The organism is Lutaonella thermophila, assembly GCF_055387725.1.
This window is the reverse complement of sequence record NZ_AP043783.1, coordinates 1,105,001-1,127,887: the sequence shown is the minus strand read 5'-3', so window position 1 is coordinate 1,127,887 and position 22,887 is coordinate 1,105,001. Positions and strand designations below refer to the sequence as shown.

The 22,887-nt window shown below is 34.8% G+C and carries 22 protein-coding genes and 1 tRNA gene (1 of these 23 running past the window's edge); 8 read left to right on the top strand and 15 right to left on the bottom strand.

Annotation, left to right across the window (positions count from 1 at the left end; all coding sequences use genetic code 11):
- Positions 1-96 precede the first annotated feature (96 nt).
- Together ACZ5CF_RS05135 and ACZ5CF_RS05130 are read left to right on the top strand one after the other, a co-directional pair.
- Entirely contained in the window at positions 97-834 is a 738-nt protein-coding gene (locus tag ACZ5CF_RS05135; protein ID WP_464580767.1) for an MlaE family ABC transporter permease, read from the top strand.
- Positions 834-1,601 (top strand): ABC transporter ATP-binding protein, encoded by a 768-nt coding sequence (locus ACZ5CF_RS05130; protein WP_464580766.1) that lies wholly within the window; start codon positions 834-836, stop codon positions 1,599-1,601. The genes ACZ5CF_RS05135 and ACZ5CF_RS05130 overlap by 1 nt, the downstream gene beginning before the upstream one ends.
- A 1-nt stretch (position 1,602) precedes the next feature.
- Here the strand turns inward: ACZ5CF_RS05130 and ACZ5CF_RS05125 are convergent, their stop codons facing one another.
- The 3 genes from ACZ5CF_RS05125 to ACZ5CF_RS05115 are packed head-to-tail and all read right to left on the bottom strand — an operon-like array spanning position 1,603 to position 4,753.
- Complete coding sequence (locus tag ACZ5CF_RS05125; RefSeq protein WP_464580765.1) at positions 1,603-3,051, bottom strand: DUF389 domain-containing protein; 1,449 nt, start codon at positions 3,049-3,051, stop codon at positions 1,603-1,605.
- 3 nt (positions 3,052-3,054) lie between these two features.
- Complete coding sequence (locus ACZ5CF_RS05120; RefSeq protein WP_464580764.1) at positions 3,055-4,137, bottom strand: mannose-1-phosphate guanylyltransferase; 1,083 nt, start codon at positions 4,135-4,137, stop codon at positions 3,055-3,057.
- A gap of 19 nt (positions 4,138-4,156) precedes the next feature.
- Positions 4,157-4,753: a SprT-like domain-containing protein gene (locus ACZ5CF_RS05115; protein WP_464580763.1), complete on the bottom strand. Its 597-nt coding sequence runs from the start codon at positions 4,751-4,753 to the stop codon at positions 4,157-4,159.
- Between the two features lie 70 nt (positions 4,754-4,823).
- Between ACZ5CF_RS05115 and ACZ5CF_RS05110 the strand changes: the two genes are divergently transcribed.
- The 3 genes from ACZ5CF_RS05110 to ACZ5CF_RS05100 all read left to right on the top strand — a co-directional run bounded on the left by ACZ5CF_RS05110 (position 4,824) and on the right by ACZ5CF_RS05100 (position 7,211).
- Positions 4,824-5,687, top strand: coding sequence for a beta-keto acid cleavage family enzyme (locus ACZ5CF_RS05110; protein ID WP_464580762.1), 864 nt, complete (start codon positions 4,824-4,826; stop codon positions 5,685-5,687).
- Between the two features lie 5 nt (positions 5,688-5,692).
- Positions 5,693-6,337 (top strand): GNAT family N-acetyltransferase, encoded by a 645-nt coding sequence (locus ACZ5CF_RS05105; RefSeq protein ID WP_464580761.1) that lies wholly within the window; start codon positions 5,693-5,695, stop codon positions 6,335-6,337.
- Between the two features lie 175 nt (positions 6,338-6,512).
- Entirely contained in the window at positions 6,513-7,211 is a 699-nt protein-coding gene (locus tag ACZ5CF_RS05100; RefSeq protein ID WP_464580760.1) for a M23 family metallopeptidase, read from the top strand.
- A 208-nt stretch (positions 7,212-7,419) separates the two neighbouring features.
- Here the strand turns inward: ACZ5CF_RS05100 and ACZ5CF_RS05095 are convergent, their stop codons facing one another.
- The 6 genes from ACZ5CF_RS05095 to porV all read right to left on the bottom strand — a co-directional run bounded on the left by ACZ5CF_RS05095 (position 7,420) and on the right by porV (position 13,545).
- Positions 7,420-8,097 carry an SDR family NAD(P)-dependent oxidoreductase gene (locus ACZ5CF_RS05095; protein WP_464580759.1) on the bottom strand — a complete coding sequence of 226 codons (678 nt, stop codon included), beginning with the start codon at positions 8,095-8,097 and terminating at the stop codon, positions 7,420-7,422.
- Positions 8,097-9,062, bottom strand: coding sequence for a M28 family metallopeptidase (locus ACZ5CF_RS05090; RefSeq protein WP_464580758.1), 966 nt, complete (start codon positions 9,060-9,062; stop codon positions 8,097-8,099). The genes ACZ5CF_RS05095 and ACZ5CF_RS05090 overlap by 1 nt, the downstream gene beginning before the upstream one ends.
- 88 nt (positions 9,063-9,150) lie before the next feature.
- Positions 9,151-10,773, bottom strand: coding sequence for a pyruvate dehydrogenase complex dihydrolipoamide acetyltransferase (locus tag ACZ5CF_RS05085; protein ID WP_464580757.1), 1,623 nt, complete (start codon positions 10,771-10,773; stop codon positions 9,151-9,153).
- Between the two features lie 6 nt (positions 10,774-10,779).
- Positions 10,780-11,778: a pyruvate dehydrogenase (acetyl-transferring) E1 component subunit alpha gene (pdhA, locus tag ACZ5CF_RS05080; protein ID WP_464580756.1), complete on the bottom strand. Its 999-nt coding sequence runs from the start codon at positions 11,776-11,778 to the stop codon at positions 10,780-10,782.
- A 121-nt stretch (positions 11,779-11,899) separates the two neighbouring features.
- Positions 11,900-12,382 carry a cytidine deaminase gene (gene cdd, locus ACZ5CF_RS05075; protein ID WP_464580755.1) on the bottom strand — a complete coding sequence of 161 codons (483 nt, stop codon included), beginning with the start codon at positions 12,380-12,382 and terminating at the stop codon, positions 11,900-11,902.
- Positions 12,383-12,390: 8 nt separating this feature from the next.
- Entirely contained in the window at positions 12,391-13,545 is a 1,155-nt protein-coding gene (gene porV, locus ACZ5CF_RS05070; RefSeq protein ID WP_464580754.1) for a type IX secretion system outer membrane channel protein PorV, read from the bottom strand.
- A 349-nt stretch (positions 13,546-13,894) separates the two neighbouring features.
- On the opposite strand from porV, the gene gldJ reads away from it, so the two are divergent.
- Positions 13,895-15,550, top strand: a complete 1,656-nt coding sequence (gldJ, locus tag ACZ5CF_RS05065; RefSeq protein ID WP_464580753.1) for a gliding motility lipoprotein GldJ — start codon at positions 13,895-13,897, stop codon at positions 15,548-15,550.
- 61 nt (positions 15,551-15,611) lie between these two features.
- Positions 15,612-16,889: a UDP-N-acetylmuramoyl-tripeptide--D-alanyl-D-alanine ligase gene (locus ACZ5CF_RS05060; protein ID WP_464580752.1), complete on the top strand. Its 1,278-nt coding sequence runs from the start codon at positions 15,612-15,614 to the stop codon at positions 16,887-16,889.
- A gap of 62 nt (positions 16,890-16,951) precedes the next feature.
- Here ACZ5CF_RS05060 and ACZ5CF_RS05055 read toward each other — a convergent pair.
- The 6 genes from ACZ5CF_RS05055 to nhaD form a co-directional block, all read right to left on the bottom strand.
- Positions 16,952-17,026, bottom strand: a tRNA-Val gene (locus ACZ5CF_RS05055).
- A gap of 68 nt (positions 17,027-17,094) precedes the next feature.
- Positions 17,095-18,303, bottom strand: coding sequence for a bifunctional folylpolyglutamate synthase/dihydrofolate synthase (locus ACZ5CF_RS05050; RefSeq protein ID WP_464580751.1), 1,209 nt, complete (start codon positions 18,301-18,303; stop codon positions 17,095-17,097).
- A gap of 4 nt (positions 18,304-18,307) precedes the next feature.
- A complete protein-coding gene (locus ACZ5CF_RS05045; RefSeq protein WP_464580750.1) occupies positions 18,308-19,201 on the bottom strand; it encodes an energy transducer TonB in 894 nt (297 codons plus the stop codon).
- 5 nt (positions 19,202-19,206) lie between these two features.
- Positions 19,207-19,593, bottom strand: coding sequence for an ExbD/TolR family protein (locus ACZ5CF_RS05040; RefSeq protein ID WP_464580749.1), 387 nt, complete (start codon positions 19,591-19,593; stop codon positions 19,207-19,209).
- Between the two features lie 2 nt (positions 19,594-19,595).
- Positions 19,596-20,285 (bottom strand): MotA/TolQ/ExbB proton channel family protein, encoded by a 690-nt coding sequence (locus ACZ5CF_RS05035; protein WP_464580748.1) that lies wholly within the window; start codon positions 20,283-20,285, stop codon positions 19,596-19,598.
- Positions 20,286-20,338: 53 nt separating this feature from the next.
- Positions 20,339-21,667: a sodium:proton antiporter NhaD gene (gene nhaD / locus ACZ5CF_RS05030; RefSeq protein ID WP_464580747.1), complete on the bottom strand. Its 1,329-nt coding sequence runs from the start codon at positions 21,665-21,667 to the stop codon at positions 20,339-20,341.
- Positions 21,668-21,927: 260 nt separating this feature from the next.
- Here nhaD and ACZ5CF_RS05025 point away from each other — a divergent pair, with 260 nt between their 5' ends.
- A protein-coding gene (locus tag ACZ5CF_RS05025; RefSeq protein ID WP_464580746.1) for an acyl-CoA dehydrogenase crosses the window boundary here: on the top strand, positions 21,928-22,887 show its 5' portion. The gene runs 183 nt beyond the window's last position; 960 of the gene's 1,143 nt are visible here — the first part of the coding sequence; it begins with the start codon at positions 21,928-21,930; its stop codon lies beyond the right edge, outside the window.

The following is a 22,887-nucleotide window of genomic DNA, read 5'->3' as shown; positions in this document are numbered from 1 at the left end:
CAACAAAAATAATTGTTTAATACTAACTAATCGATACTACAGGTTATTCTAATCATTAATTTTTTGTTACTTTCGTTGATGAACTATTTTTAACATATGAGTTACTTAGAAGCCATAGGTAGTTACTTTATAATGATTAGAGAGGTTTTTAAAAAGCCAACCAAATGGTCTATAATGAGAAACCTCATTTTAAAAGAGATAGACGACCTTATTTATGGCTCTCTGGGGATAGTTATTTTTATATCGTTTTTTGTTGGAGGTGTTGTTGCTATACAGACTGCTTTAAATATAGACAACCCGTTAATACCAAAAAATTTAATTGGTTTTGCTACCAGGCAATCTGTAATTTTAGAGTTTGCACCAACATTTACTTCAATAATTATGGCGGGTAAAGTGGGCTCTTATATTACTTCTAGTATTGGTACTATGCGTGTTACAGAGCAAATAGATGCTTTAGAAGTAATGGGCGTAAACTCTTTAAACTACCTGGTGTTCCCAAAAATAATTGCACTGCTTTTTTATCCGTTTGTAATTGCTATTGGTATGTATTTAGGAATTTTAGGAGGATGGACTGCCGGTGTTTTTGGAGGTTACACAACCAGTACAGAATTTATAGAAGGAATACAGTTAGATTTTAGGCCATTTCATGTTTTTTATGCCTTTACCAAAACCTTTGTTTTTGCTTTTGTATTAGCTACTATACCGGCCTACCACGGTTATTATATGAAAGGTGGTGCTTTAGAAGTTGGTAAAGCCAGTACAACATCGTTTGTGTGGACAAGTGTTGTTATTATTATTTTAAATTACGTACTAACCCAAATGCTTTTAGGGTAATGATAGAAGTTAAAAACATACATAAATGGTTTGGTAAAGCCCATATTTTAAAAGGCATATCTACACAATTTGAACAAGGAAAAACCAATCTAATAATTGGGCAAAGCGGCTCGGGGAAAACAGTTTTTTTAAAAACATTGCTTGGTATTTTTAAACCCGAAGAAGGTACTATTAAATATGATGATAGAGTTTATGCAGAATTAAGCGAAAACGAAAAAAGAGATTTACGGCAAGAAATGGGAATGGTTTTTCAGGGGAGTGCTTTATTTGATTCTATGACTGTAGAAGAGAACGTAATGTTTCCGCTTAAAATGTTCTCAAATAAACCGTTAAGCGAGATGCTAGATCGAGTAGATTTTGTGCTTAAACGGGTAAATTTAATTGATGCCCACAAAAAATATCCGGCCGAAATATCTGGTGGAATGCAAAAACGTGTGGCAATTGCCAGAGCTATTGTAAATAACCCAAAATATTTATTTTGCGATGAGCCTAACTCCGGATTAGATCCTAAAACAGCTATTTTAATTGATAATCTTATTCAAGAAATTACTAAAGAATACAATATAACCACCATAATAAATACACACGATATGAACTCTGTTATGGAGATTGGCGAGAAAATTGTGTTTTTAAAAGATGGTATAAAAGCCTGGGAAGGAACCAATAAAGATATTTTTAAAACTGATAACGAGGCGGTTACCAATTTTGTTTACTCTTCTGAGCTTTTTAAAAAAGTAAGACAAATGTATATAGAAGAGCGAGCATAAATCACTCTTCTATATCTTTAACTCTAATTTTAGCATTATTAAGTTTTAACTTTAACCAAGCATTTAGCTTTTCTTTGCTTTTTCTAACCTCCTCTTGCGGAGCATCGCTCTTCCATTTAGCTTCAAAAACCGGAATGGTATCAATAGTATTAAAATCTGTTACAATGGTATAAGCAAAACCTAAACGCTCTAAATAATCGTAATTTATTTTAGCTTCTTTGCTAATTTCTACAAAGGGAACTTGCATTCCGGTATTTTTACTAAGTAAAGCCACCTCTTCTTCTAAAATACGTATTCGTTCATCTTTATTAGCTATCTCTGCCTTTTTAGCTTCGTATAATTCGCTTACATATTTAAAGCGTTCTTGATCATCATTATTTGCTCCTTGAATTACTTTTAGCTCGGCTTCTTGTAATCTGGGATAATCATTTTTTTGAATTTTCCAGGTGTCTATAACATTTGCCGGAATGGCTTCATCGCCTACAAAAACCAGTTCTATAATTGGGCTTTCTCCATCTCTATATTCAATATTAGCAAAGTCTTTTAAAAATCTGCTTCCACCTTTAAATTGGTAAGTAGCCACATGATCGTTAATAAAGTTTTGCGCCTGATTTAAAAAGGTAGATTCTCTCCAAACTTTATAAAATGTATATCCGGCCGGAATCATAACAATTACAGCTAAAAAAGAAGCCATATTAGCTATATTTCTACGCTTTTTAGAGTTTGCATAGCGCACCATTGGAAAGCGCAACAATTTAAGCACCAAAAAGGTTGCTAAAGCAATAAATATGGTATTAATTATAAATAAATAAAGTGCGCCCCAAGCATATTCTAAATTTCCAATAGCTAAACCAAAACCAACAGTACACAACGGTGGCATTAGTGCTGTAGCAATAGCAACACCATAAATTACACTGGCCATGGTTCCTTTTTTGGCTCGTGCTATAACAAGTGCTAAACCACCAAAAAATGCAATAAGCACATCTCTAATATCTGGGGCTGTACGTGCTAAAAGCTCTGAAGATTCTGATTTTAACGGGAAAAACTTAAAAAATAAAAAGGCGGTTAGAATACTTAAACCTACCATCACACCAAAATTCTTAAACGACCGTCTGAGTGTATCTATATCATTTATAGCTAATGACATACCGATGCCTAAAATCGGACCCATTAATGGTGAAATTAACATGGCCCCGATAACTACTGCCGTTGAGTTTGCATTTAATCCTACAGATGCTATAAAAATAGAGCAAACCAAAATCCAAGCTGTATGACCTTTAAACGGAATATCGTTTATTATGGCTGTTTTGGTGGCTTCTTGATCGGTATCATGCCTAATGTCTAAAAGCTCAGAAAAAAACTGTTTTAGTTTACCCATTAAGCCGGTAAAATCTTTTTTTATTTCTTCTGAGCTAGTCCCCGAATTATTATTTTGGTTGTTTTCTTGCATAGGTTAGCCGTATTGTTCTCCAAATTGTTGTTTAACCTTATTTAAAACCTCTTTAATTTCTTGTTCTTTACTTTTTGGATGAATTAGCAGCACATTATCTTTATCTACAACTATATAATCTTGTAAACCATTCACAACCACTAATTTGTTTTTAGTAGTTGTTCTAATCATATTACCTGATGCATTCTCACAAAACACCTTTGCATTAACCACCGCATTTTGATTACTGTCTTTTTCTAGTTTATTATACAAAGACCCCCAAGTTCCTAAATCATTCCAATCAAACGTTGCAGGTAAAACATATATAGCATTGGCTTTTTCTAAGATAGCATAATCTATAGATATATTTTGTGCTTTATGATAATTTTTAGAAATAAATTCTTGTTCTTTTTCTGTATTGTAACTTGTAGTACCAGAAGAAAATAAACTATACATTTCCGGCTGGTGTTCTTTAAAAGCTTTTATTATAGTATGGACACCCCAAATAAAAATTCCGGCATTCCACAAAAAATTTCCTTTAGCTAAAAACTCTTTAGCAGTTGCGTAATCTGGTTTTTCTCTAAATTGATTTACTTTTTTTATTTGCTCTATAGTTGTGTCATTAAATTCTATATAGCCGTATCCGGTATTGGGGAATGTAGGTTTTATACCAAGAGTCATTAATATTTCTTGTTCGGCACATGTCGTAAATGCTAAAGTACAATTAGCTGTAAAAGCTTCTGTGTTTTCTATCCAGTGGTCGCTTGGCGCTACCAGCATTACTGCATCAGGATTTTTTTGGTAAATTTTTAAAGCAGCATATAAAATACAAGGAGCTGTATTTCGCATAACCGGCTCTAACAGTACCTGCTCTGCAGTTATAGCGGGCAATTGACTCAAAACTAAACCACTATATTGCTCATTAGTTAGTATTAAAATATTTTCTTTTGGTATAAAAGTATTAATTCTCTCGAAAGTAGTTTGAAGCAACGTCTTCCCGGTTCCTAACATATCGTGAAATTGCTTCGGGTAGGCCTGTGTGCTTACCGGCCAAAACCTGGAGCCTACACCACCAGCCATAATTACAGCATAATAATTTGATTTCATTATTTATTAAATATCTTGATTATTGTAAAAATTCTACTTCTGCGTTAGGTTGAAACAAATATAATTTACCGCTAGACACCTCTACACATTCATATCGTTTAACACGCTTGTTTCCCTTTTTAAAAACCTTACCGTTATATATTTTAAAAAGGCTCCCGTAAGGCAACTCAAAAATATAACTTTTACTATTTGCAGGGTCAAATTGTTTTAATGCTAAAGATAGCTTAGCATCGGTATCACTGCTTGCTTTCGGATTTTTTAAATGATTGGCCAAAACAGGTAATATGCTTTCCGGAAAAATATCCGGTCGTAAAAAAGGTAACATTAGTGTTTTAAATGTAAGTTTCCACTCTTTGCCATGAGGCTTAATATTATAACCGTACTTTTTAAAAGCTACCAAATGTGCTATCTCATGTATTAATGTAATTAAAAACTTGTAAGGGTTTAATGATGCATTAATTGTAATTAAATGTAATCCGTTTGGTAGTTTCCTGTAATCTCCATGCCTAGTTACTCGCTTGTTTACAATTTTAACATGTGCTTCGTTTATCTTAATTAATTCAAAACAAGGTTCTACAGCACGCTCAGGAATGTATTTCAACAATGTTTTCTTCATTAAAACAAAAATAGTTTATTTATTTTTTGAGTATCTATATTTTTCTAATCGCATTTAATTAAATTAATTTATGAATAACGGAGTAATTATAAACTTCACTCCTACGGGAATGATTCCTACTAAAAAAATGACTCCCCATGTACCTGTAAGTGTAACCGAAATTGTAGAGGATGTTTTGGCAGCTTGCGATTTAGGAATAACTATGGTGCATTTACATGCAAGAGATGATAAAACCGGTGAGCCAACCTATAAAAAAGAGGTATATGCCAAAATTATTGAGGACATTAGAAAATACAATAAACAACTGGTAATTTGTGTATCTCTAAGCGGTAGAAATTTTAATGAACTTGAAAAAAGATCTGATGCACTTTTGTTAGACGGAGACCTAAAACCTGATTTTGCCAGTTTAACTTTAAGTTCTCTAAACTTTAATAAAACAGCAAGTGTTAATGCGCCGGACATGGTACAAAATTTAGCACAAATGATGTTAGAAAAAGGAGTTGTACCAGAACTTGAAGTGTTTGACTTAGGAATGATTAATTACGCTAAGTATTTAAGTAAAAAAGGATTAATTAAGCCTCCGTTTTATTTTAATCTCTTGCTTGGAAACATAGCCTGCGCACAGGCAGAAGTACTACATGCTGGTGTATTAATTAATGAACTCCCGGAAAATTCTTTTTGGAGTATGGCCGGCATTGGCACCAACCAACAAAAAATGAATGCACTTTCTATTGCTATTGGTGGTGGCGTAAGAGTTGGCTTAGAAGACAATATTTGGTACGATACTAACAGAACCCGGTTAGCAACCAATAAATCTTTATTAAAGCGAATTCATAACATAATTAAAGCTAGCGAAAAACAGGTTGTAACTCCAGAAACGTTCAGAAGTTTCATGAACCTTAACCCCGGCAATGGTAGCTACGGCAGGACATAAATTATATGGAAACAAAAAACACTTCTTTATCTTACAAAATAAATTGGTTTGTTAATATTATTAAGCATGGCTTGCTCATACAAGGTATTAGAAACAGGCTGGCAAAGATTGGTATAGACATTATGCCTTATTACTGGACAGAAGAAGATGTGTTGCCCCTACCGCCACCTAAAATAAAAGGAGATGAACAAGAATTTAAATTAGATTTTTTAACTGAGAATGATATTATAAAAATTGAAGAAAGCATTGTTGGTATTAGAGATCGAAAGCTTCTTGAAAATTTTAAAAAAGGACAAAAATGTATAGGCTTGTTTCATAACAATGAAATAGCTGCTTATATGTTTATAGAGAATAATAACTTTACTTTTAGAGCTAAACGCTTTTTTTTAGATAAAAACCAAGCCTATCTTTTAAGCATGTACACTTTTGAGAAGTATAGGGGTAAAAACCTAGCCCCGTATTTACGTTACAAAAGTTATCAGCTACTAAACAATAGTGGTATTGATCAAAAATTTAGTGTTACAGAATATTTTAATAAATCCTCTAAGCGCTTTAAAGACAAGCTTCATGCAAAGCACAAAAAACTTTATGTAGATATTAATTTGTTTAATGCTTTTAAACGTTGCTATCTATTAAAAACCTATAGTTAAGTTTAAGTTATAGTATAAACAAGTTGTGATATATTTAGAAGTGAGTAAAAATAAAAATCTTATAGCTTTTCTTTTATTTTTCGCTATAATCAATAGCTTCGGTCAAAAACAAAAAGACGAACCAGTTTCTTTTCGAGATGATCTGTCTATTGAGTGGAAAACCCATTTTGATACTTTGAAACTTGTAGTGAAAAACAAACTGCTTGCCCCAATTGAAATTTACTTTACATCTAAAAAAAGTGAAGTAGAATTACAATCGTTTTTACTAAGTCCTAAAGATAGCCTAGTGCTGATTAAATATAACGGAAAACTATCAGATTCTATTTTTGCCTCTAAATTTAATGACAGCATTAGAATAGGATATTATTTTGGACATAAATCTGTTATTAAACCAGATTTAAATTATGAATACAGGTTACCGTTTAAGAGTAGAAAAAAATATCAAGTAACACAAAGTTTTAATGGCAAGTTTTCACACAATAGTATTATATCTAAGTATGCCATAGACTTTAAACTAAATGTAGGAGAACTAGTCTATGCAGCACGAGAAGGTATTGTAGTTAAGGTGGTTGACTGGTTTTCTAAGCAAGGAGGTAAAGAATTAAGAAAAGCAGCTAATAAAATTATAATCTTACATAACGACGGGACTTTAGCATCTTACGCACACTTGGATTATAAAGGAGTTTTAGTTAAAGAAGGTGAGATTGTGAAAAGAGGACAAAAAATTGGAATTGCAGGATTAACCGGTTATACTCGAGGACCTCATTTACACTTTGTGGTTAGAAAAGAAAGAGATATTTCAATTCCTATATACTTTAAAGGTTATAAAGGTCTGGTTTTGAAAAAAAGGAAAAGGTATAAAGTAATCGAATAAACATATCACAACAACGTGTATAGTTCATGCTAACGCATGAACTTCAAATAATATTTATAACTTTAAAAAAACAATTGAACTAAACTGAAAATTGGCAAGTAGTAGCCTTGCAATTTTCATCCAACGGATTTTTCGTCAGACTAGTGTCTGGCTCATCCAAGCAAAAAATTGCTCGGCTGAAAATCCGCACAAACCATACACGAACACGCTACGGAGTGGTACTAGAAACTTGTAACACTTTTCCGTTAAAATATTTGTGCCCCGTAATCGCAAAGTTGTAAATATATGCTGCCATTTCTTGGGCTGTTACAGGAGCTTTAAACCCAGGGAAAGCTTCGGCTAACATTTCGGTTTGAACGGCCCCTAGAGCTAATGCATTAAATTTAGGTCCGTTATCTTTATACTCTTCTGCTAAAAGCTCGGTTAAAGTAATTACAGCTCCTTTACTTGAACTGTAGGCTGCTAAACCGGGAAATTTTACGCTTCCTTGTATTCCTCCCATGCTGCTAATTGTAACTACATGCGAATTGTTATTCATATAAGGTAAAACTGCTTGTGTAAGCATTGCAACTCCAAAAACATTAACATCGTAAACAGCCTTAAAATCTTGTAGTGTAGTTTTACTAAAAGGTTTATTTAAAAGCGTTCCGGCATTATGAATAACAATATTCACCTCTTTCCAATTTTCTTTTATAAACGCTTTTACTTTTGCAATATCTGTTGTGTCTGCAATATTAAAAGAAAGTGGTTTTATTAAGTTTTTATCGTAATCTTTTAACGGAAAAGGAGAACGCGAAAGCGCAAGCACCTTAGCATTGTTTTGAGCAAATAGCTTAGCAAGCTCTAAACCAATACCTCTACTTGTTCCTGTAATTATAACATTCATTACTTGTAATATTGAATTTCTTTAGCAGGAGTTTCAGCCATTTTTTCTAAAACCGGTATGAGCGAGTTAATTACATGCGCCATATGAGAAAAATCCATCTCAGATACTTCGTCATCTACCCCATGGTAGTGTTTAAAGTTGGTAAAATCAAATGTGCAAAGCGTTTGTGATGGCACATTAAAAACTTTATGAAACGGATAATTATCTGAACGCTGAAAAAGCATATACTCTTGAGCAGTTGGCAAAAAACCTATTAGTTTTGGGTTATTAGCATACTCATTAAATTTTTGAGCCATATTAGATTTGTTGTAACCCGTAACGTAAAGCAAATAATTATCATGATTCATGGGCACACCAATCATCTCAAAATTAACCATTGCATATAAATTAAGCTCGTGTTCTTTTAGCTTTTCGGCAAGATGTTTAGAGCCAAGTAGTCCTTTTTCTTCGGCAGCAAATAAAACAAACATTAAACTTCTTTGATTGGTTTTATTTTTAGCAAAATACTTAGCCAACTCTACAACAGCAGTTGTCCCGGAAGCATTGTCATTAGCTCCATTGGCAATATCGTCTCCATCTACCGGTTTTCCTTTACCAATATGGTCGTAGTGAGCTCCAATAATTATATATTCATGTTTTAACACCTCGTCATTACCGGGCACTACTCCAACAATATTATAGGTAGTTTTATCAAAATTAGTGAGGGTATCTTTATAGGAAGCAAAGTAAGGTTTAACCCCATATTCTTTAAAAATTTTTTCGATATAATTAGCTGCCATTTCTAAGCCTTCAGTTCCAGAGTCTCTTCCCATAAGCTCATCCGAAGCTAAAAAATTCATTATATCGGCTATAGATTTTGATGTGATTTCTGATTTTGCTTCAACCTTAACATCAGCATATTGTGCTAAGCTTAAATTGTTTACTGTAAGTACAGCAAATAAAAAGAGGTAGATTGTTTTTTTCATGATTTTTATAATTGGAGTTAAATATAAAAAAAGCATCCTATAAATAAGGATGCTTTAACGTATGATTAAGTTTTAAAAATTGTTTACACTAAGCCAACATTGTTACCGGATTCTCTAAATAGGCTTTTAATGTTTGTAAAAATTGAGCTCCGGTTGCACCGTCAACAGTTCTGTGATCGCAAGCCAAGGTAACTTTCATTGTATTACCAACAACAATCTGACCATCTTTTACTACCGGTTTTTGTACAATAGCACCAACCGATAATATAGCAGAGTTTGGCTGATTTATTATAGATGTAAACTCTTGAATACCAAACATTCCTAAGTTAGATACAGTAAACGTGCTACCTTCCATCTCTTGCGGTGTAAGCTTCTTGTTACGTGCTTTACCGGCAAGCTCTTTTACTTGTGCTCCAATTTGACTTAATGTCATTTGGTCTGTAAAACGTAAAACCGGTACTACCAAACCTTCATCTACCGCAACAGCCACACCAACATGTACATGGTGATTATAAACTGTGGTATCTCCTTTCCAGCTTGTATTTACTTGCGGATGCTTCTTTAAAGCCATTGCACAGGCTTTAACAACCATATCGTTAAACGAAACTTTAGTATCCGGCAAGCTATTTATTTGCTGTCTTGAAGCAATCGCATTATCCATATCTACCTCTATGGTTAAGTAGTAATGCGGAGCCGTAAATTTAGATTCAGATAAACGTTTGGCAATAGTTTTACGCATTTGAGAGTTTTTAACCTCTTCTGTGCGTTCCTCTCCTGCCGGAACAAAAGGCATAGCAGAAACTTGCTCTTGTACCTTTTCTTGTGATGGCGAAGATGCACTTGCTGCAGCCGGAACAAAATTCTCTATATCGCGTTTTACTATTCTACCGTTTTCTCCTGAGCCTTTAACCTGCGACAAGTCTATTCCTTTTTCTTGCGCCATTTTTTTAGCCAAAGGCGAAGCAAAAATTCTTCCGGAGGTGTTCGAAGCAGTAGGTTGTGCTACTTGCTTTTCCGGTTTAGCTTCAGAAGCGGTTTGAGGTGCTTCCGACTCAACAGCTACTGTTTCTGAAGCTCCACTCTCTAATGCCTGCAGCACAGTATCTACATTAGTACCTTCAGGACCAATAATTGCTAACACGGCATCTACAGGAGCAGATTCTCCTTCTTGAATACCAATGTGTAATAATGTACCCGAGTAAAAAGACTCGAACTCCATTGTAGCTTTATCGGTCTCTATTTCTGCTAAAATATCTCCTTCTTCTACAGTGTCTCCAACCTTTTTTAACCAAGATGCTACGGTACCTTCTTCCATGGTGTCACTTAATCTTGGCATTTTTACCACTTCTACTCCTTCCGGCATAGAAACATTTGCAGATGGCGCTGCTTTTGGCGTTTCTGCTTCTTGTTCTTGTGGTTGAGAAGAATCTGATTTGTTGTTATCAGCATTTATTAAATGCGAAATATCTTCTCCTTTCTCACCAACAATAGCTAAAAGCGCATCAACCGGAGCACCTTCTCCTTCTTGAATACCAATATGCAATAATGTACCCGAGTAAAAAGACTCGAACTCCATCGTAGCTTTATCGGTCTCTATTTCTGCTAAAATATCTCCTTCTTCTACAGTATCTCCCACTTGTTTAAGCCATTTGGCAACAACACCTTCTTCCATGGTGTCGCTTAAACGTGGCATTTTTATAATCTCTGCCATAGTTTTTTAAAGTTTATGTGGTAAAAACGGATAATCTTCTTGTTCGTAAACAGAATCGTACATTACATTAACATCAGGGAACGGAGACTCTTCTGCAAACTTTTCGCATTCATCTACTAAATCTTTTACCCTTTTGTTAATTTCTTCTATCTCCTCGTCTGTAGCGTATTTATTTTCTTTAATAATGTTTAGTACTTGAGTGATAGGATCTATTTTCTTGTACTCTTCTACTTCTTCTTTAGTTCTGTAGTGCTGTGCGTCAGACATAGAGTGACCTCTATATCTATAGGTTTTCATCTCTAAGAAAGTTGGACCGCCACCTCTTCTGGCACGTTGTACTGCTTCGTCTACAGCTTCTGCTACCTTAACAGGATTCATACCATCTACCGGGCCACAAGGCATTTCGTACCCTAATCCTAATTTCCAAATTTCTGTTGAGTATGAACTACGCTCTACTGAAGTTCCCATGGCATACCCGTTGTTTTCACAAATAAACACAACTGGTAATTGCCACAACATAGCCAGGTTAAATGATTCGTGTAGTGAACCTTGTCTAACAGCACCATCACCCATAAAACAAAGGGTTACTGCATCGCGCTTAAAATATTTATCGGCAAAGGCTAATCCGGCTCCTAGAGGTATTTGCCCTCCAACAATTCCGTGACCGCCATAAAACCTGTACTTTTTAGAGAAAATATGCATAGAACCTCCTAATCCTTTAGAGGTTCCTGTAGCTTTACCATAAAGCTCTGCCATTACTTTTCTGGGGTCTTCTCCCATACCAATTGGCTGTACATGGTTACGGTAAGCAGTAATCATTCTGTCTTTGGTTAAATCCATTGCATGTAAGCAACCTGCTAAAACCGCTTCTTGACCATTGTACAAATGCAAAAATCCTCTTACCTTTTGTTGGATGTATACTGCTGCAAGTTTGTCTTCAAACTTTCTCCAAAAAAGCATGTCTTCATACCACTTAAGGTATACTTCTTTTGTAATTTTTTTCATGGTGTATAACTACTTATTAGCTTTTAAGCAATAACCCTTAAAAACAAGAATTACAAAAGTAATACTTTCGGTAAAAGTGAAAAAATGTACGCTAGTTTTATTGCATTTTTTTTGAGATAGGCTACAAAAAATCTTTATCAAAAGAAAAAGGTAGCAAATTAGCCAATGATTCTGAAGACATTATTGGCCCTTGTTCTCCCATAAAATATATGGTTATAGGCTGCTGTTGCTTAAACTCATATTCTGCAATAGACTGTCTGCAAGCGCCACAAGGGGGCGCCGGTTTTGTTACTGTATAATTGTTAGATGCTGCACTTATAGCCAGTGCAACTATTTTGGCATCAGGAAACTGTGACCCGGCATGATAAATAGCTACACGCTCTGCACATAAGCCTGAAGGATAACAAGCATTTTCTTGATTGTTTCCGGTAACAATTTTATTATTATCTAAAAGCAAAGCAGCTCCTACTTTAAAATTAGAGTATGGTGCATATGCTTTTTCTCTGGCTTTGATAGCTTCTTGCATTAAATGTTGAGCTTGTTCCGGTAGTTGCTCTAAACTATTATACTGTGTAAGTGTAGTTTGTACGGTTACTTTTTTCATTATTAGGTTTAAAAATCAAAAAATTCCTCCCCTAAGTTAAACGATAATGAAAAACGCAAAGTGTTCTCTAACGGATTTCTAACTTTAGAGGCGGAGAAAAGATACGAAATATCTATTGTTGTTGCCTTAAATTTAAATCCGGCGCCTAATGTAAAAAATTTTCTGGCTCCTTTTTCTTCGCTTTCATTAAAATATCCTGTTCTGAAAGCAAATGCATCTTGAAAAACATATTCTGCACCAAGCGCCCAAGTTACTTCTTTTAGCTCTTCGCTAAAACCATCGGGCGCATCGCCAAATGATTTAAATATTCCACTAAGAAAACTAATTTCTTGATATTGATTTTGATCGTCTGAATCTATATCTCCGTCACCGTCAAAATCTTTAGGTGTAGGTACTAGTAGTTTATTAATTTCTGTTAGGAGGCTTAGCCTGTTAGCTTCATCAAATAAAAAATCAAAGCCTGCTCCTAATTTTAAATTTGTAGGGATAAATTCTTCTCTTCCAGCCTCATCGTATTTTATTTTTGGCCCAACATTTTGTATGTTAAATCCAAACCTCCAACGAGCATCAAAAGAATTATACATTATTTCCGGCGATTGGTAATATCCGGCAATATCTACTGCAAAAGTTCCGGCAGCATTAGCATCTATATTCTCTGATTGTATTTTTAAGTCAGAGCTTAAGTATCTACCTGCAACCGCCATAGAAAAATGATCGCTTAATCGTAATGCATACGAAATATCTATTGCAAACTCGTTTGGTCTAACTGTTAAACCTATATCATTGGCATTATCTCTAAGCTCTATATCGCCTAAACTAAAATATTTAATACTGGCTCCCCAAGCGCTACGTTCATTTATTCTATTATAGAATGAGCCGTTTAAAAGTGCAATGTCATTCACTAAACTACTTAGGTAAGGTGTATAACTCACTCCAAACCCAATTTTGCTTGGTGCAAATGCATATTTTGCAGGATTCCACTGTTGAGCGTATACATCTGTAGCCGAAGCTACACCAATATCACCCATCCCGGCCGCTCTGGCATCTGGAGTTACTAATAAAAAGGGCACAGCCGTGGTAATTACTCTAGATTGTGTATCGTCTTGAGAGAACCCAGAAAACACATTACAAAAAGCAATAAAAGCTATTAAATATTTTTTCATGTGATTAGTTTAAATAGAAATTTGTAACAAAGTGCGCAAACCTTTATTACTTTATGCTTAACGTTAAAATTTTCTTATTCTTATGTTAACACTAATGTTTTACATCAAAAAAAAACATAGCACCCTATAAAACAGCTTACAATGTATTTAAAAATACAACGTTTAATAGTTAAGTAAAAATCATTGCGTTTAAAGGCTGACAATTATTTTGGTAATTTTTAATTTGTATAAAATAAATTGAATTTGATTGCGTTTAAATAGCGAGTAAACATTTATTTTGAATTGGCTGCAATAGCTTAAAATTGGTTATTCTTGTGGTCAAATTTTATTTAGAACTCAAATCTTAGTTATGAAAAGACAATCTATTAGAATTGCATTCTCGCTACTTGTTGTGTTAGGCGGCATGTACAGCTGTAAAAACTCATCGTCTTCTAAAAATGTATCGAGAGCTACTGGCTGGAAAATTAATGCTAAAGAAGGCGGTTTCCAGTACAACACCAGCTTTAAAGAGCAAGAAACTGCTCCCGGTTTGGTTTTTATAGAAGGCGGTACTTTTGTTATGGGTAAAGTGCAAGACGATGTTATGCACGATTGGAACAACACTCCAACACAACAACATGTTCAATCTTTTTACATGGATGAAACCGAGGTAACCAACATTATGTACCTTGAGTACTTAGATTGGATTAAGCGTGTTTTCCCTCCAGATAATCCAAATTATACTAATATATATAAAGGAGCATTACCAGATACATTGGTATGGAGAAATCGTTTAGGTTTTAATGAGCAAATGACCAATAATTATTTGCGTCATCCTGCCTATGCAGAATATCCGGTAGTAGGTGTAAACTGGGTTCAAGCGGTACAATTTAGCGAGTGGAGAACAGACCGTGTAAATGAAGCTGTATTAGAACGTGAGGGCTATTTAGAAAAAGGAACTAAATATGCTGTTACAGAAGGCGAAGTAAGCGGAACCTTTAGCACAGAAACCTATTTAAACCGTCCTGAAGCCACTTATGGCGGTAATATAGACTCGCTTGCTCGTGCAAGAAAAAAAGATACCGTTCCTAGCTTTGCAAAACGCACCAGTGGTATAATTTTACCGGAATACAGACTTCCAACAGAGGCAGAATGGGAATATGCAGCTGCAGCATTAGTTGGAATTAGAGAATACAATAATTATAGAGGAAGAAAAAAATATCCGTGGGAAGGCGAGTACACTCGTTCTGGCAAACGTGCTACCCGTGGCGATCAGCTTGCTAACTTTAAGCAAGGTAAAGGAGACTATGGCGGAATTGCCGGTTGGTCTGATGACGGAGCAGATATTACTGCACCTGTAAAATCTTACCCTCCTAACGATTTTGGGTTATATGATATGGCCGGTAATGTAGCCGAATGGGTTGCAGACGTTTACAGACCTATTGTAGATGACGAAGCTAACGATTTTAATTACTATAGAGGAAATGTATATACAAAAGCTGCTATAGGCAAAGACGGAAAAGTAGCAGTAGTTTCTAGAGAGAATATAGTATATGATACGCTTCCGAATGGAAAAATCATTGCAAGAGATATGCCAGGTGAGTTAGCTACCGTTCCGATTGGAGAAGAAGAAACTTATTTAAGAACCAACTTCTCTAAGAGCGACAATAGAAGCTTTAGAGATGGTGACTTGAGCTCATCTAGATACTACGATAGGTTTGCTTATGATGATGAAGAAGCTGCAGACGATAAGGTTAGAATGTACAATTCTCCTAATCATCGTGTAACTAGAGACTCTCTTGGAAACTTAATTCGTGAATACGATAAATCAAACTCTAGAACCACTCTTATAGATGACGAAGTAAGAGTTTACAAAGGTGGTTCATGGAAAGATAGAGCATATTGGTTAGATCCTGCTCAAAGACGCTATTTACCACAGTACATGGCTACAGACTACATCGGATTTAGATGTGCTATGTCTCGTGTAGGTTCTAAATCAAAACTAAAGAAAAGACCTAGAGGATAAATCTTTTTCATAACTAAAAAAAGCCCTTTGCACAAAGGGCTTTTTTTTTATCTTCGAGCTTATGACAACAGAGCAATTACACCAGCTTTTTCTAAAAGCAACCGGCATAAGTACAGACACTAGAAAAATAAAAGAAGGGTCTATTTTTTTTGCCCTTAAAGGCGATAACTTTAATGGTAACACTTTTGCAATAGATGCATTAAACAAAGGAGCTAAATACGCTGTTGTTGATGATACTACAGTAGCAGAAAAAGATTCAAGATTAATTTTAGTAAACAATAGCTTAAAAACGCTACAAGAACTTGCAACCCATCATAGAAAATTTTTAAATATACCCGTGATTGCGCTCACTGGTAGTAACGGGAAGACTACAACAAAAGAATTAATTTATACTGTTTTAAGTACCAAATACAATGCTGTTGCTACTCAAGGAAACCTAAACAATCATATTGGAGTTCCTATAACGCTTTTATCTTTTACAAAACAAACAGAAATCGGCATCGTAGAAATGGGGGCAAACCATCAAAAAGAAATTTCGGCTTTATGTGAAATTGCACTTCCGGATTATGGTGTAATTACAAATTTCGGAAAAGCACATCTGGAAGGTTTTGGTGGAGTTGAAGGTGTTATAAAAGGAAAAAGTGAGTTATATGAGCATTTAATTAAAAGAAATAAAACGATTTTCTATAACACAAATGATACTATACAAAAAGAAAAACTAAACCACTATTCTAACACAATTGGTTTTGGTGACACTTCAGAAGCAACCATTTATATTTACCCCGAAAACACTTCTCCATTTGTAAGTGTTAAAGTAAACAACACCAGAATTAAATCTAATCTAATAGGCGCCTATAATTTTACCAACATTGCCATTGCAATTGCTATTGGTTTGTATTTTAAAGTACCGTCTTCAGATATTAAAAAAGGTATAGAAAATTACGTGCCAACCAATAATAGATCTCAAATTTTAAACACAAATAACAATAAAATTATTTTAGATGCTTATAACGCTAACCCCTCTAGCATGAAAGCCGCTCTAAAAAATTTTGAGATCTTAACCGAACAAAATAAAATAGCAATATTAGGCGATATGTTTGAGTTAGGTAACGATGCCCCAAAAGAACATCAATACATAGCTGATTTAGCTTTAAACCTTAAAAAAATAGAACCTATTTTAGTTGGTGAAAATTTTTATTTAACGCAAACTCAATGCATAAAATTTAAAACTTATCTAGAGCTGGAAAGTTTTATTAAAAACAACCCGTTAAAAAATAAAACTATCCTTATTAAAGGATCACGAGGTATGGCTTTAGAACGATTATTAAACTGGCTTTAAAAATTATAGTTTAATAGTTATAAAATAAAAAAAACCTCAGTTTTCACTGAGGTTTTTTGTTGTGGGCTCTACTGGATTCGAACCAGTGACCCCCTGCTTGTAAGGCAGGTGCTCTGAACCAACTGAGCTAAGAACCCTATCCTTGTTGTTTGCGGATGCAAATATAGAATAGATATTTTATTTGCCAAAAGAAATTTTTAAAAATTTACACTATTTCTGCAACCACAAATGTGCTTCCGCCAATAAAAATAAAATCGGTTGGTGTTGCTTTTTCTAATGCATCTTTGTAAGCATCTGATACTGTTTTATATACCCTTCCAACTAAACCAAAGTTATTTGCTTTTTTTGCGAGCAACTCTTGATTAAGCCCTCTAGGAACATTGGGTTTACAGAAATAATATTTAGCATCTTTTGGAAGGAGATTAAGTATTTGATCAACATTTTTATCATTCACAAAACCTAACACCATATGCAACTTTGTAAAACTGAGGCTGTAAATTTGGTTAAGAACCTCTGTAATACCATCTACATTATGAGCGGTATCACAAACTATTAACGGACAATTATTTAAAATTTGCCAACGCCCTATTAACCCGGTATTTTTTACTACATTCTGTAAACCGTCTACAATATGCTCTTGCTTTATAATAAACTTTTTTAGCTGATTAATTGTGGCTACTACTCCTTTAATGTTTTTTTGCTGGTACTTTCCAAGCAAATCGGTCTTATAATTACATTTTATTGTAAATGCTTCGATTAACTCGGCATTATTTTTCAAAGCCACTTCTTTAAAAACAGGCAATGTTTCTTTATGGTATTCGCTAATTACAACAGGAACATGCGGTTTAATAATACCTGCTTTTTCTCTTGCTATTTTAGATAGCGTATCTCCTAAAATAGCCGTATGATCTAAACCAATGTTGGTAATTAAGCTAACTTCTGGAGTTATAATATTTGTGGAGTCTAATCTTCCGCCCAACCCAACTTCTATAACAGCTATATCAACTTTTTTTTGAGCAAAATAAGCGAATCCCATACCAACAGTCATCTCAAAAAAAGAAAGTGTTTGGCTTTCTAAAAATGGCTTATGCTTTTTTATAAATCCAATAACAAATTGTTTACTAATCGGTGCTCCATTAATTTTTATTCGTTCTCTAAAATCTTTTATATGGGGCGAAGTGTACAATCCAACTTTATAACCGGCTTCTTGCAAAATAGAAGCTATCATATGGCTACTTGAACCTTTTCCATTAGTGCCGGCTACATGAATACTTTTAAATTGTTTATGAGGATTATTTAAGTGTTTGGCAAAACCTATAGTATTATCTAGCTTATTATTTAATGCTTTTATTCCCTTTTGCTGATACATTGGAAGCTGTGAAAACATCCAATCAATCGTTTCTTGGTAAGTCATTATTTTACTCTCCAAGTTTAAAATTCACTACAACAAAACCTATTTGTCTGCTCGGAGCTTTGGGGTCTGGATTCCATCTATGTAAAAAAGCAGTTTTTTTAGCAGGTTCTAATAAACACGGATCAACATTACTAGAACCCTTAACCCCAGGTATTGCACTTACTACTTTACCACTTCTGTCTACTTCTATTTTTACCACAACTCTACCCTCTTCATTACAGTCTGGTGCAACTTTTCCCCTGTTGGAAAGAGTCCTACCTTTAAGCCCATATCCTGCACCTCCTGTTCCGGATCCCGGCTCACCATAATAGCTGCTTGCATACGGATTTCCATTTAGTTGCCCTTTATCTCCCGGTAAATTATCGTCTCCTTCACTTCCTGTTGTTGTTCCTTCAGACTTGTTTAGTCCGCCCATTAACTCATCGAGTTTTTTCTTTTTTGCTTCCTGCTCTCTTTTGGCATGCTCTTTGGCTTCGCGTTTTTCTTTTGCTATTCTTTCTGCTTCTTCTTTAGCCTTTTTTGCTGCCTCATCTGCCTTACGTTTTGCCTCTTCTTGTTGCTTAATTTTTATACTTTCTTCAGAATCTTGTGTAAGTACTTTTTCCGTAGCTTTTTCTGTTTTTTCTTCAGCAGTGGTTTCAGGCTTAGACTCAACCTTTTCTTCTACAGGTTGTTCTTGAACTTGCTTTGTGTTTACAGGTTCTGATTTAATTTTTTGTTTTGGTTGAATTCTTCCGCTTCCGGTGGTTGTAGTTCCAAAATTTACCGAAATTCCACTTTCAGGAGGCGGATCAAGATAGGTAAGTCCTACATAAAAAAGAACAAGCAAAAGCATAGACAATAACAACGATGTTATTGTAAATGATTTTCTTTTATGCTTGGTGTCTAACAACGACATATTTTTTATTTTGGCCTCACTGCTAGTATAACTTTGTATTTGTTGCGGTTAGCAATATCCATTACATTCACCGCTTTTTCGATTGGGACACCTTCTTCTGCACGTAAAATAATAGTAGGTTTTTCTTGATCTTTAAGTGCTTTTTTTAACTCTATTTCTAAGTATTGTGGATTTATTTTATCGCTATTTACAAAATACTCTAAGTTTTTATTAATGCTAACAGATACATTTTGTGTATTGGTAGATTTCCCCTTCGCTTTGGGTAGTAACAAATCTAAAGCATTAGGAGCATTTGCCGTAAGCATGAAGAAAACTAACAGTAAAAAAACTATATCGGTCATAGACGACATGCTAAACTCTGCACTTATTTTATTTCTACCTCTAAGCTTCATTATTAACTGGGTTCATTTAATAAATCTAAAAATTCTACTGCATTGGCTTCCATTTGGTGCACCACTTTATCGGTTCTAACCACCAAGTGGTTATAACCGATGTAAGCAATAATACCAACAATTAAACCCGCTACGGTAGTAGTCATTGCTGTATAAATACCGGCAGCCAAAGATCCCATTTCTGCCTGACCGCCACTGTTAGCCATTTGATGGAATGCCAAAATCATACCAATTACGGTTCCTAAGAAACCAATCATTGGTGCTGCACCGGCAACTGTTGCCAATATGCTTACATTTTTCTCTAGTTTATAAACCTCTAACGTGCCGGCATTTTCTATTGCCTTGTTAATATCTTCTAAGGGTTTGCCTATATGAGAAATTCCTTTCTCTGTTAACCTGGCAACCGGAGAATCTGTTTGTGCACATAAAATTTTGGCGGCCTCTAATTTACCGTTAGATATGTGATCTCTAATTTGATTCATAAAATTTTTATCAATCTTAGAAGCAGCTTTAATGGCAAATAACCGTTCAAAATAAATATATAGCGCAACAAAAAGAAGCACAAAAAGTATTGCAATGATTACAATACTTCCTGTGCCTCCGCTAAATATTAAATCTATTACAGATAGTGTTTTCTCTTCTGTAGCAACATTCTCTAGCGCGTTTTGGGCTAGATCTTGATATAGTAGCATAGGGTACAGATTAATTAATGTTCTCTGTTTGTAACGTTATTTTTATTTGAAAATTATACATTCAACACAAAATCTCTCAACAATACAAATGCAATTGCTCCGGCTACAAAACCTACTAAGGCTAACCAAGCAATTTTCTTTAAATACCAGAAAAAGTCAATTTTTTCCATTCCCATAGCTACAACTCCGGCTGCCGAACCTATAATTAGCATACTTCCTCCGGTTCCAGCAGCATAAGCTATAAAGTGCCATAACGGGCTATCAATTGGCTCAGAGAACATTCCCATACTTGCCGCAACAAGTGGCACATTATCTATAACAGCCGATCCAATACCAAGTAAAGAAACTACAATATCTCTATTAGGCATTGCTTCATCTAAACCTTCAGCAAAGGTTAATAACATTCCTAAAGATTCTAATGCTGCTACGGCCATTAAAATACCTAAGAAAAATAGAATACTTGGTAGCTCTATTTTAGATAATGCTTTGTGAACAGGGCTGTGGTGTGAAGCATCAACGCTTTCCTGATCTATGTGAGAAACACTAAATTTAGCACTACTGTATATTTCAGCAAAAGCAGCTACAACAGCAAGAGAAAGCATCATTCCAACGTAAGGAGGTAAATGTGTTATCGTTTTAAAAATTGGAACAAATACTATAGCACCCAATCCTAAGTATAACATTGTAGCTCCATGTTTAGATTTTGGCGCATCGTTACTTAAATCCATGTCAATTTCTCCTTTAAAAATCTTAAGCTTAGATGCAAAAAGAACAGGAACAACCATACATAAGATAGATGGTAACAAAACGTGCTCTATTAATTGTAATGTAGTCACCTTATTTCCAATCCAAAGCATTGTAGTAGTTACATCGCCTATAGGAGACCAAGCACCACCAGCATTTGCAGCTATTATAATCATACCTGCAAACCATATACGCGTATTTCTGTCATTAATAACTTTCTGTAAAATAGTAACCAATACAATTGTTGCAGTTAAGTTGTCTATTATAGCTGATAATATAAAACCAAGAATAGAAAATATCCAGAGTAACTTTACTTTGCTTTTTGTTTTTATAAATCCTTTTATAGTAGCAAAACCATCAAAATAATCTATTATTTCAACAATAGTCATTGCTCCCAATAAAAACACCAAAATCTCGGCTGTTTTTCCTAAATGATGTAGCAGTACTTCTTCTAAATGCACAGGATGTTTACCTTCTCCGGCCACCACTTCAAAAACAGGCATGTGAGTTAAAGCTATTATAGCCCATAATAATGCCATCATGGCAAGAGCAGGAATCAACTTATCAATCTTTAAATTATGTTCTAAAGTAATCGCAAGATATCCTATTGCAAAAACAAGAATTACAATTGTTTCCATAAAATTTTAAGTTAGTATTAGTATAAAAAATCCATCGTTTTGGGTAGCATTAAAAGATAAACTCCCCACATTTCAGAAAAAACAAATATAAAAATTGTAATTGGGTTTTAATGCAAATTATCACCAAACTCTTTAGTTTTTTAATGCTTACTTACATCACTAAATAATTGACATAAAACCCTTTACTATATTGAAAAATTGTTATTTAAACAGTATATTTGGGCTCCTTTTTTGACAATTTATTAAACCGTATACTCAACATGGATTTTAATCTTTCTGAAGAACACTTAATGATTCGTGATGCAGCACGTGATTTTGCGCAAAACGAATTGTTACCGGGCGTTATTGAACGCGATGAAAAACAAGAATTTCCTCATGAACAAATCAAAAAAATGGGAGAACTTGGGTTTTTAGGTATGATGGTAGACCCAAAATATGGTGGAGGCGGTATGGGTACAATATCGTACGTTCTCGCCATGGAAGAAATTTCTAAAATAGATGCGTCTGCCTCGGTTGTAATGTCTGTAAACAACTCTTTAGTTTGCTGGGGTTTAGAAACTTATGGCACAGAAGAACAAAAACAAAAATACCTAACCAAGTTAGCAACTGGGCAATCCATTGGAGCTTTCTGCTTAAGTGAACCTGAAGCCGGATCTGATGCTACTTCACAAAAAACAACCGCAATAGATATGGGCGACCATTATTTGCTTAATGGTACAAAAAACTGGATTACTAACGGTAGTACGGCAGATTACTATATTGTTATTGCTCAAACAGACAGAGAAAAAGGACACAGAGGTATTAACGCTTTAATCGTAGAAAAAGGCTGGGAAGGCTTTGATATTGGACCTAAAGAACAAAAGCTCGGTATAAGAGGTAGCGATACACATTCATTGCAATTTAACGATGTTAAAGTGCCAAAAGAAAACCGCATCGGAGAAGACGGTTTCGGATTTAAATTCGCTATGAAAACACTCTCTGGTGGCCGTATTGGTATTGCCTCTCAAGCCCTCGGTATTGCTTCTGGAGCATATGAACTTGCCAAGCAATACTCTAAAGTTAGAAAAGCATTCGGAACAGAAATATGCAACCACCAAGCCATTGCTTTCAAACTAGCAGATATGGCCACCCAAATAGAAGCTGCCAGACACCTTTGTTTAAAAGCAGCTTGGGATAAAGATAACGGCAACAACTACGATGTTTCTGGCGCAATGGCCAAG

Coding starts and splice junctions, on each gene's coding strand:
- ACZ5CF_RS05125 (WP_464580765.1), bottom strand. CDS start 3,051: ATGCAAGAAAACAACCAAAATAATAATTCGGGGACTAGCTCAGAAGAA.
- nhaD (WP_464580747.1), bottom strand. CDS start 21,667: ATGGAAACAATTGTAATTCTTGTTTTTGCAATAGGATATCTTGCGATT.
- cdd (WP_464580755.1), bottom strand. CDS start 12,382: ATGAAAAAAGTAACCGTACAAACTACACTTACACAGTATAATAGTTTA.
- ACZ5CF_RS05115 (WP_464580763.1), bottom strand. CDS start 4,753: ATGAAGAAAACATTGTTGAAATACATTCCTGAGCGTGCTGTAGAACCT.
- ACZ5CF_RS05045 (WP_464580750.1), bottom strand. CDS start 19,201: ATGTCGTTGTTAGACACCAAGCATAAAAGAAAATCATTTACAATAACA.
- porV (WP_464580754.1), bottom strand. CDS start 13,545: ATGAAAAAATATTTAATAGCTTTTATTGCTTTTTGTAATGTGTTTTCT.
- ACZ5CF_RS05090 (WP_464580758.1), bottom strand. CDS start 9,062: ATGAAAAAAACAATCTACCTCTTTTTATTTGCTGTACTTACAGTAAAC.
- gldJ (WP_464580753.1), top strand. CDS start 13,895: ATGAAAAGACAATCTATTAGAATTGCATTCTCGCTACTTGTTGTGTTA.
- ACZ5CF_RS05105 (WP_464580761.1), top strand. CDS start 5,693: ATGGAAACAAAAAACACTTCTTTATCTTACAAAATAAATTGGTTTGTT.
- ACZ5CF_RS05120 (WP_464580764.1), bottom strand. CDS start 4,137: ATGAAATCAAATTATTATGCTGTAATTATGGCTGGTGGTGTAGGCTCC.
- ACZ5CF_RS05135 (WP_464580767.1), top strand. CDS start 97: ATGAGTTACTTAGAAGCCATAGGTAGTTACTTTATAATGATTAGAGAG.
- ACZ5CF_RS05040 (WP_464580749.1), bottom strand. CDS start 19,593: ATGAAGCTTAGAGGTAGAAATAAAATAAGTGCAGAGTTTAGCATGTCG.
- pdhA (WP_464580756.1), bottom strand. CDS start 11,778: ATGAAAAAAATTACAAAAGAAGTATACCTTAAGTGGTATGAAGACATG.
- ACZ5CF_RS05035 (WP_464580748.1), bottom strand. CDS start 20,285: ATGCTACTATATCAAGATCTAGCCCAAAACGCGCTAGAGAATGTTGCT.
- ACZ5CF_RS05050 (WP_464580751.1), bottom strand. CDS start 18,303: ATGACTTACCAAGAAACGATTGATTGGATGTTTTCACAGCTTCCAATG.
- ACZ5CF_RS05085 (WP_464580757.1), bottom strand. CDS start 10,773: ATGGCAGAGATTATAAAAATGCCACGTTTAAGCGACACCATGGAAGAA.
- ACZ5CF_RS05095 (WP_464580759.1), bottom strand. CDS start 8,097: ATGAATGTTATAATTACAGGAACAAGTAGAGGTATTGGTTTAGAGCTT.
- ACZ5CF_RS05060 (WP_464580752.1), top strand. CDS start 15,612: ATGACAACAGAGCAATTACACCAGCTTTTTCTAAAAGCAACCGGCATA.
- ACZ5CF_RS05110 (WP_464580762.1), top strand. CDS start 4,824: ATGAATAACGGAGTAATTATAAACTTCACTCCTACGGGAATGATTCCT.
- ACZ5CF_RS05130 (WP_464580766.1), top strand. CDS start 834: ATGATAGAAGTTAAAAACATACATAAATGGTTTGGTAAAGCCCATATT.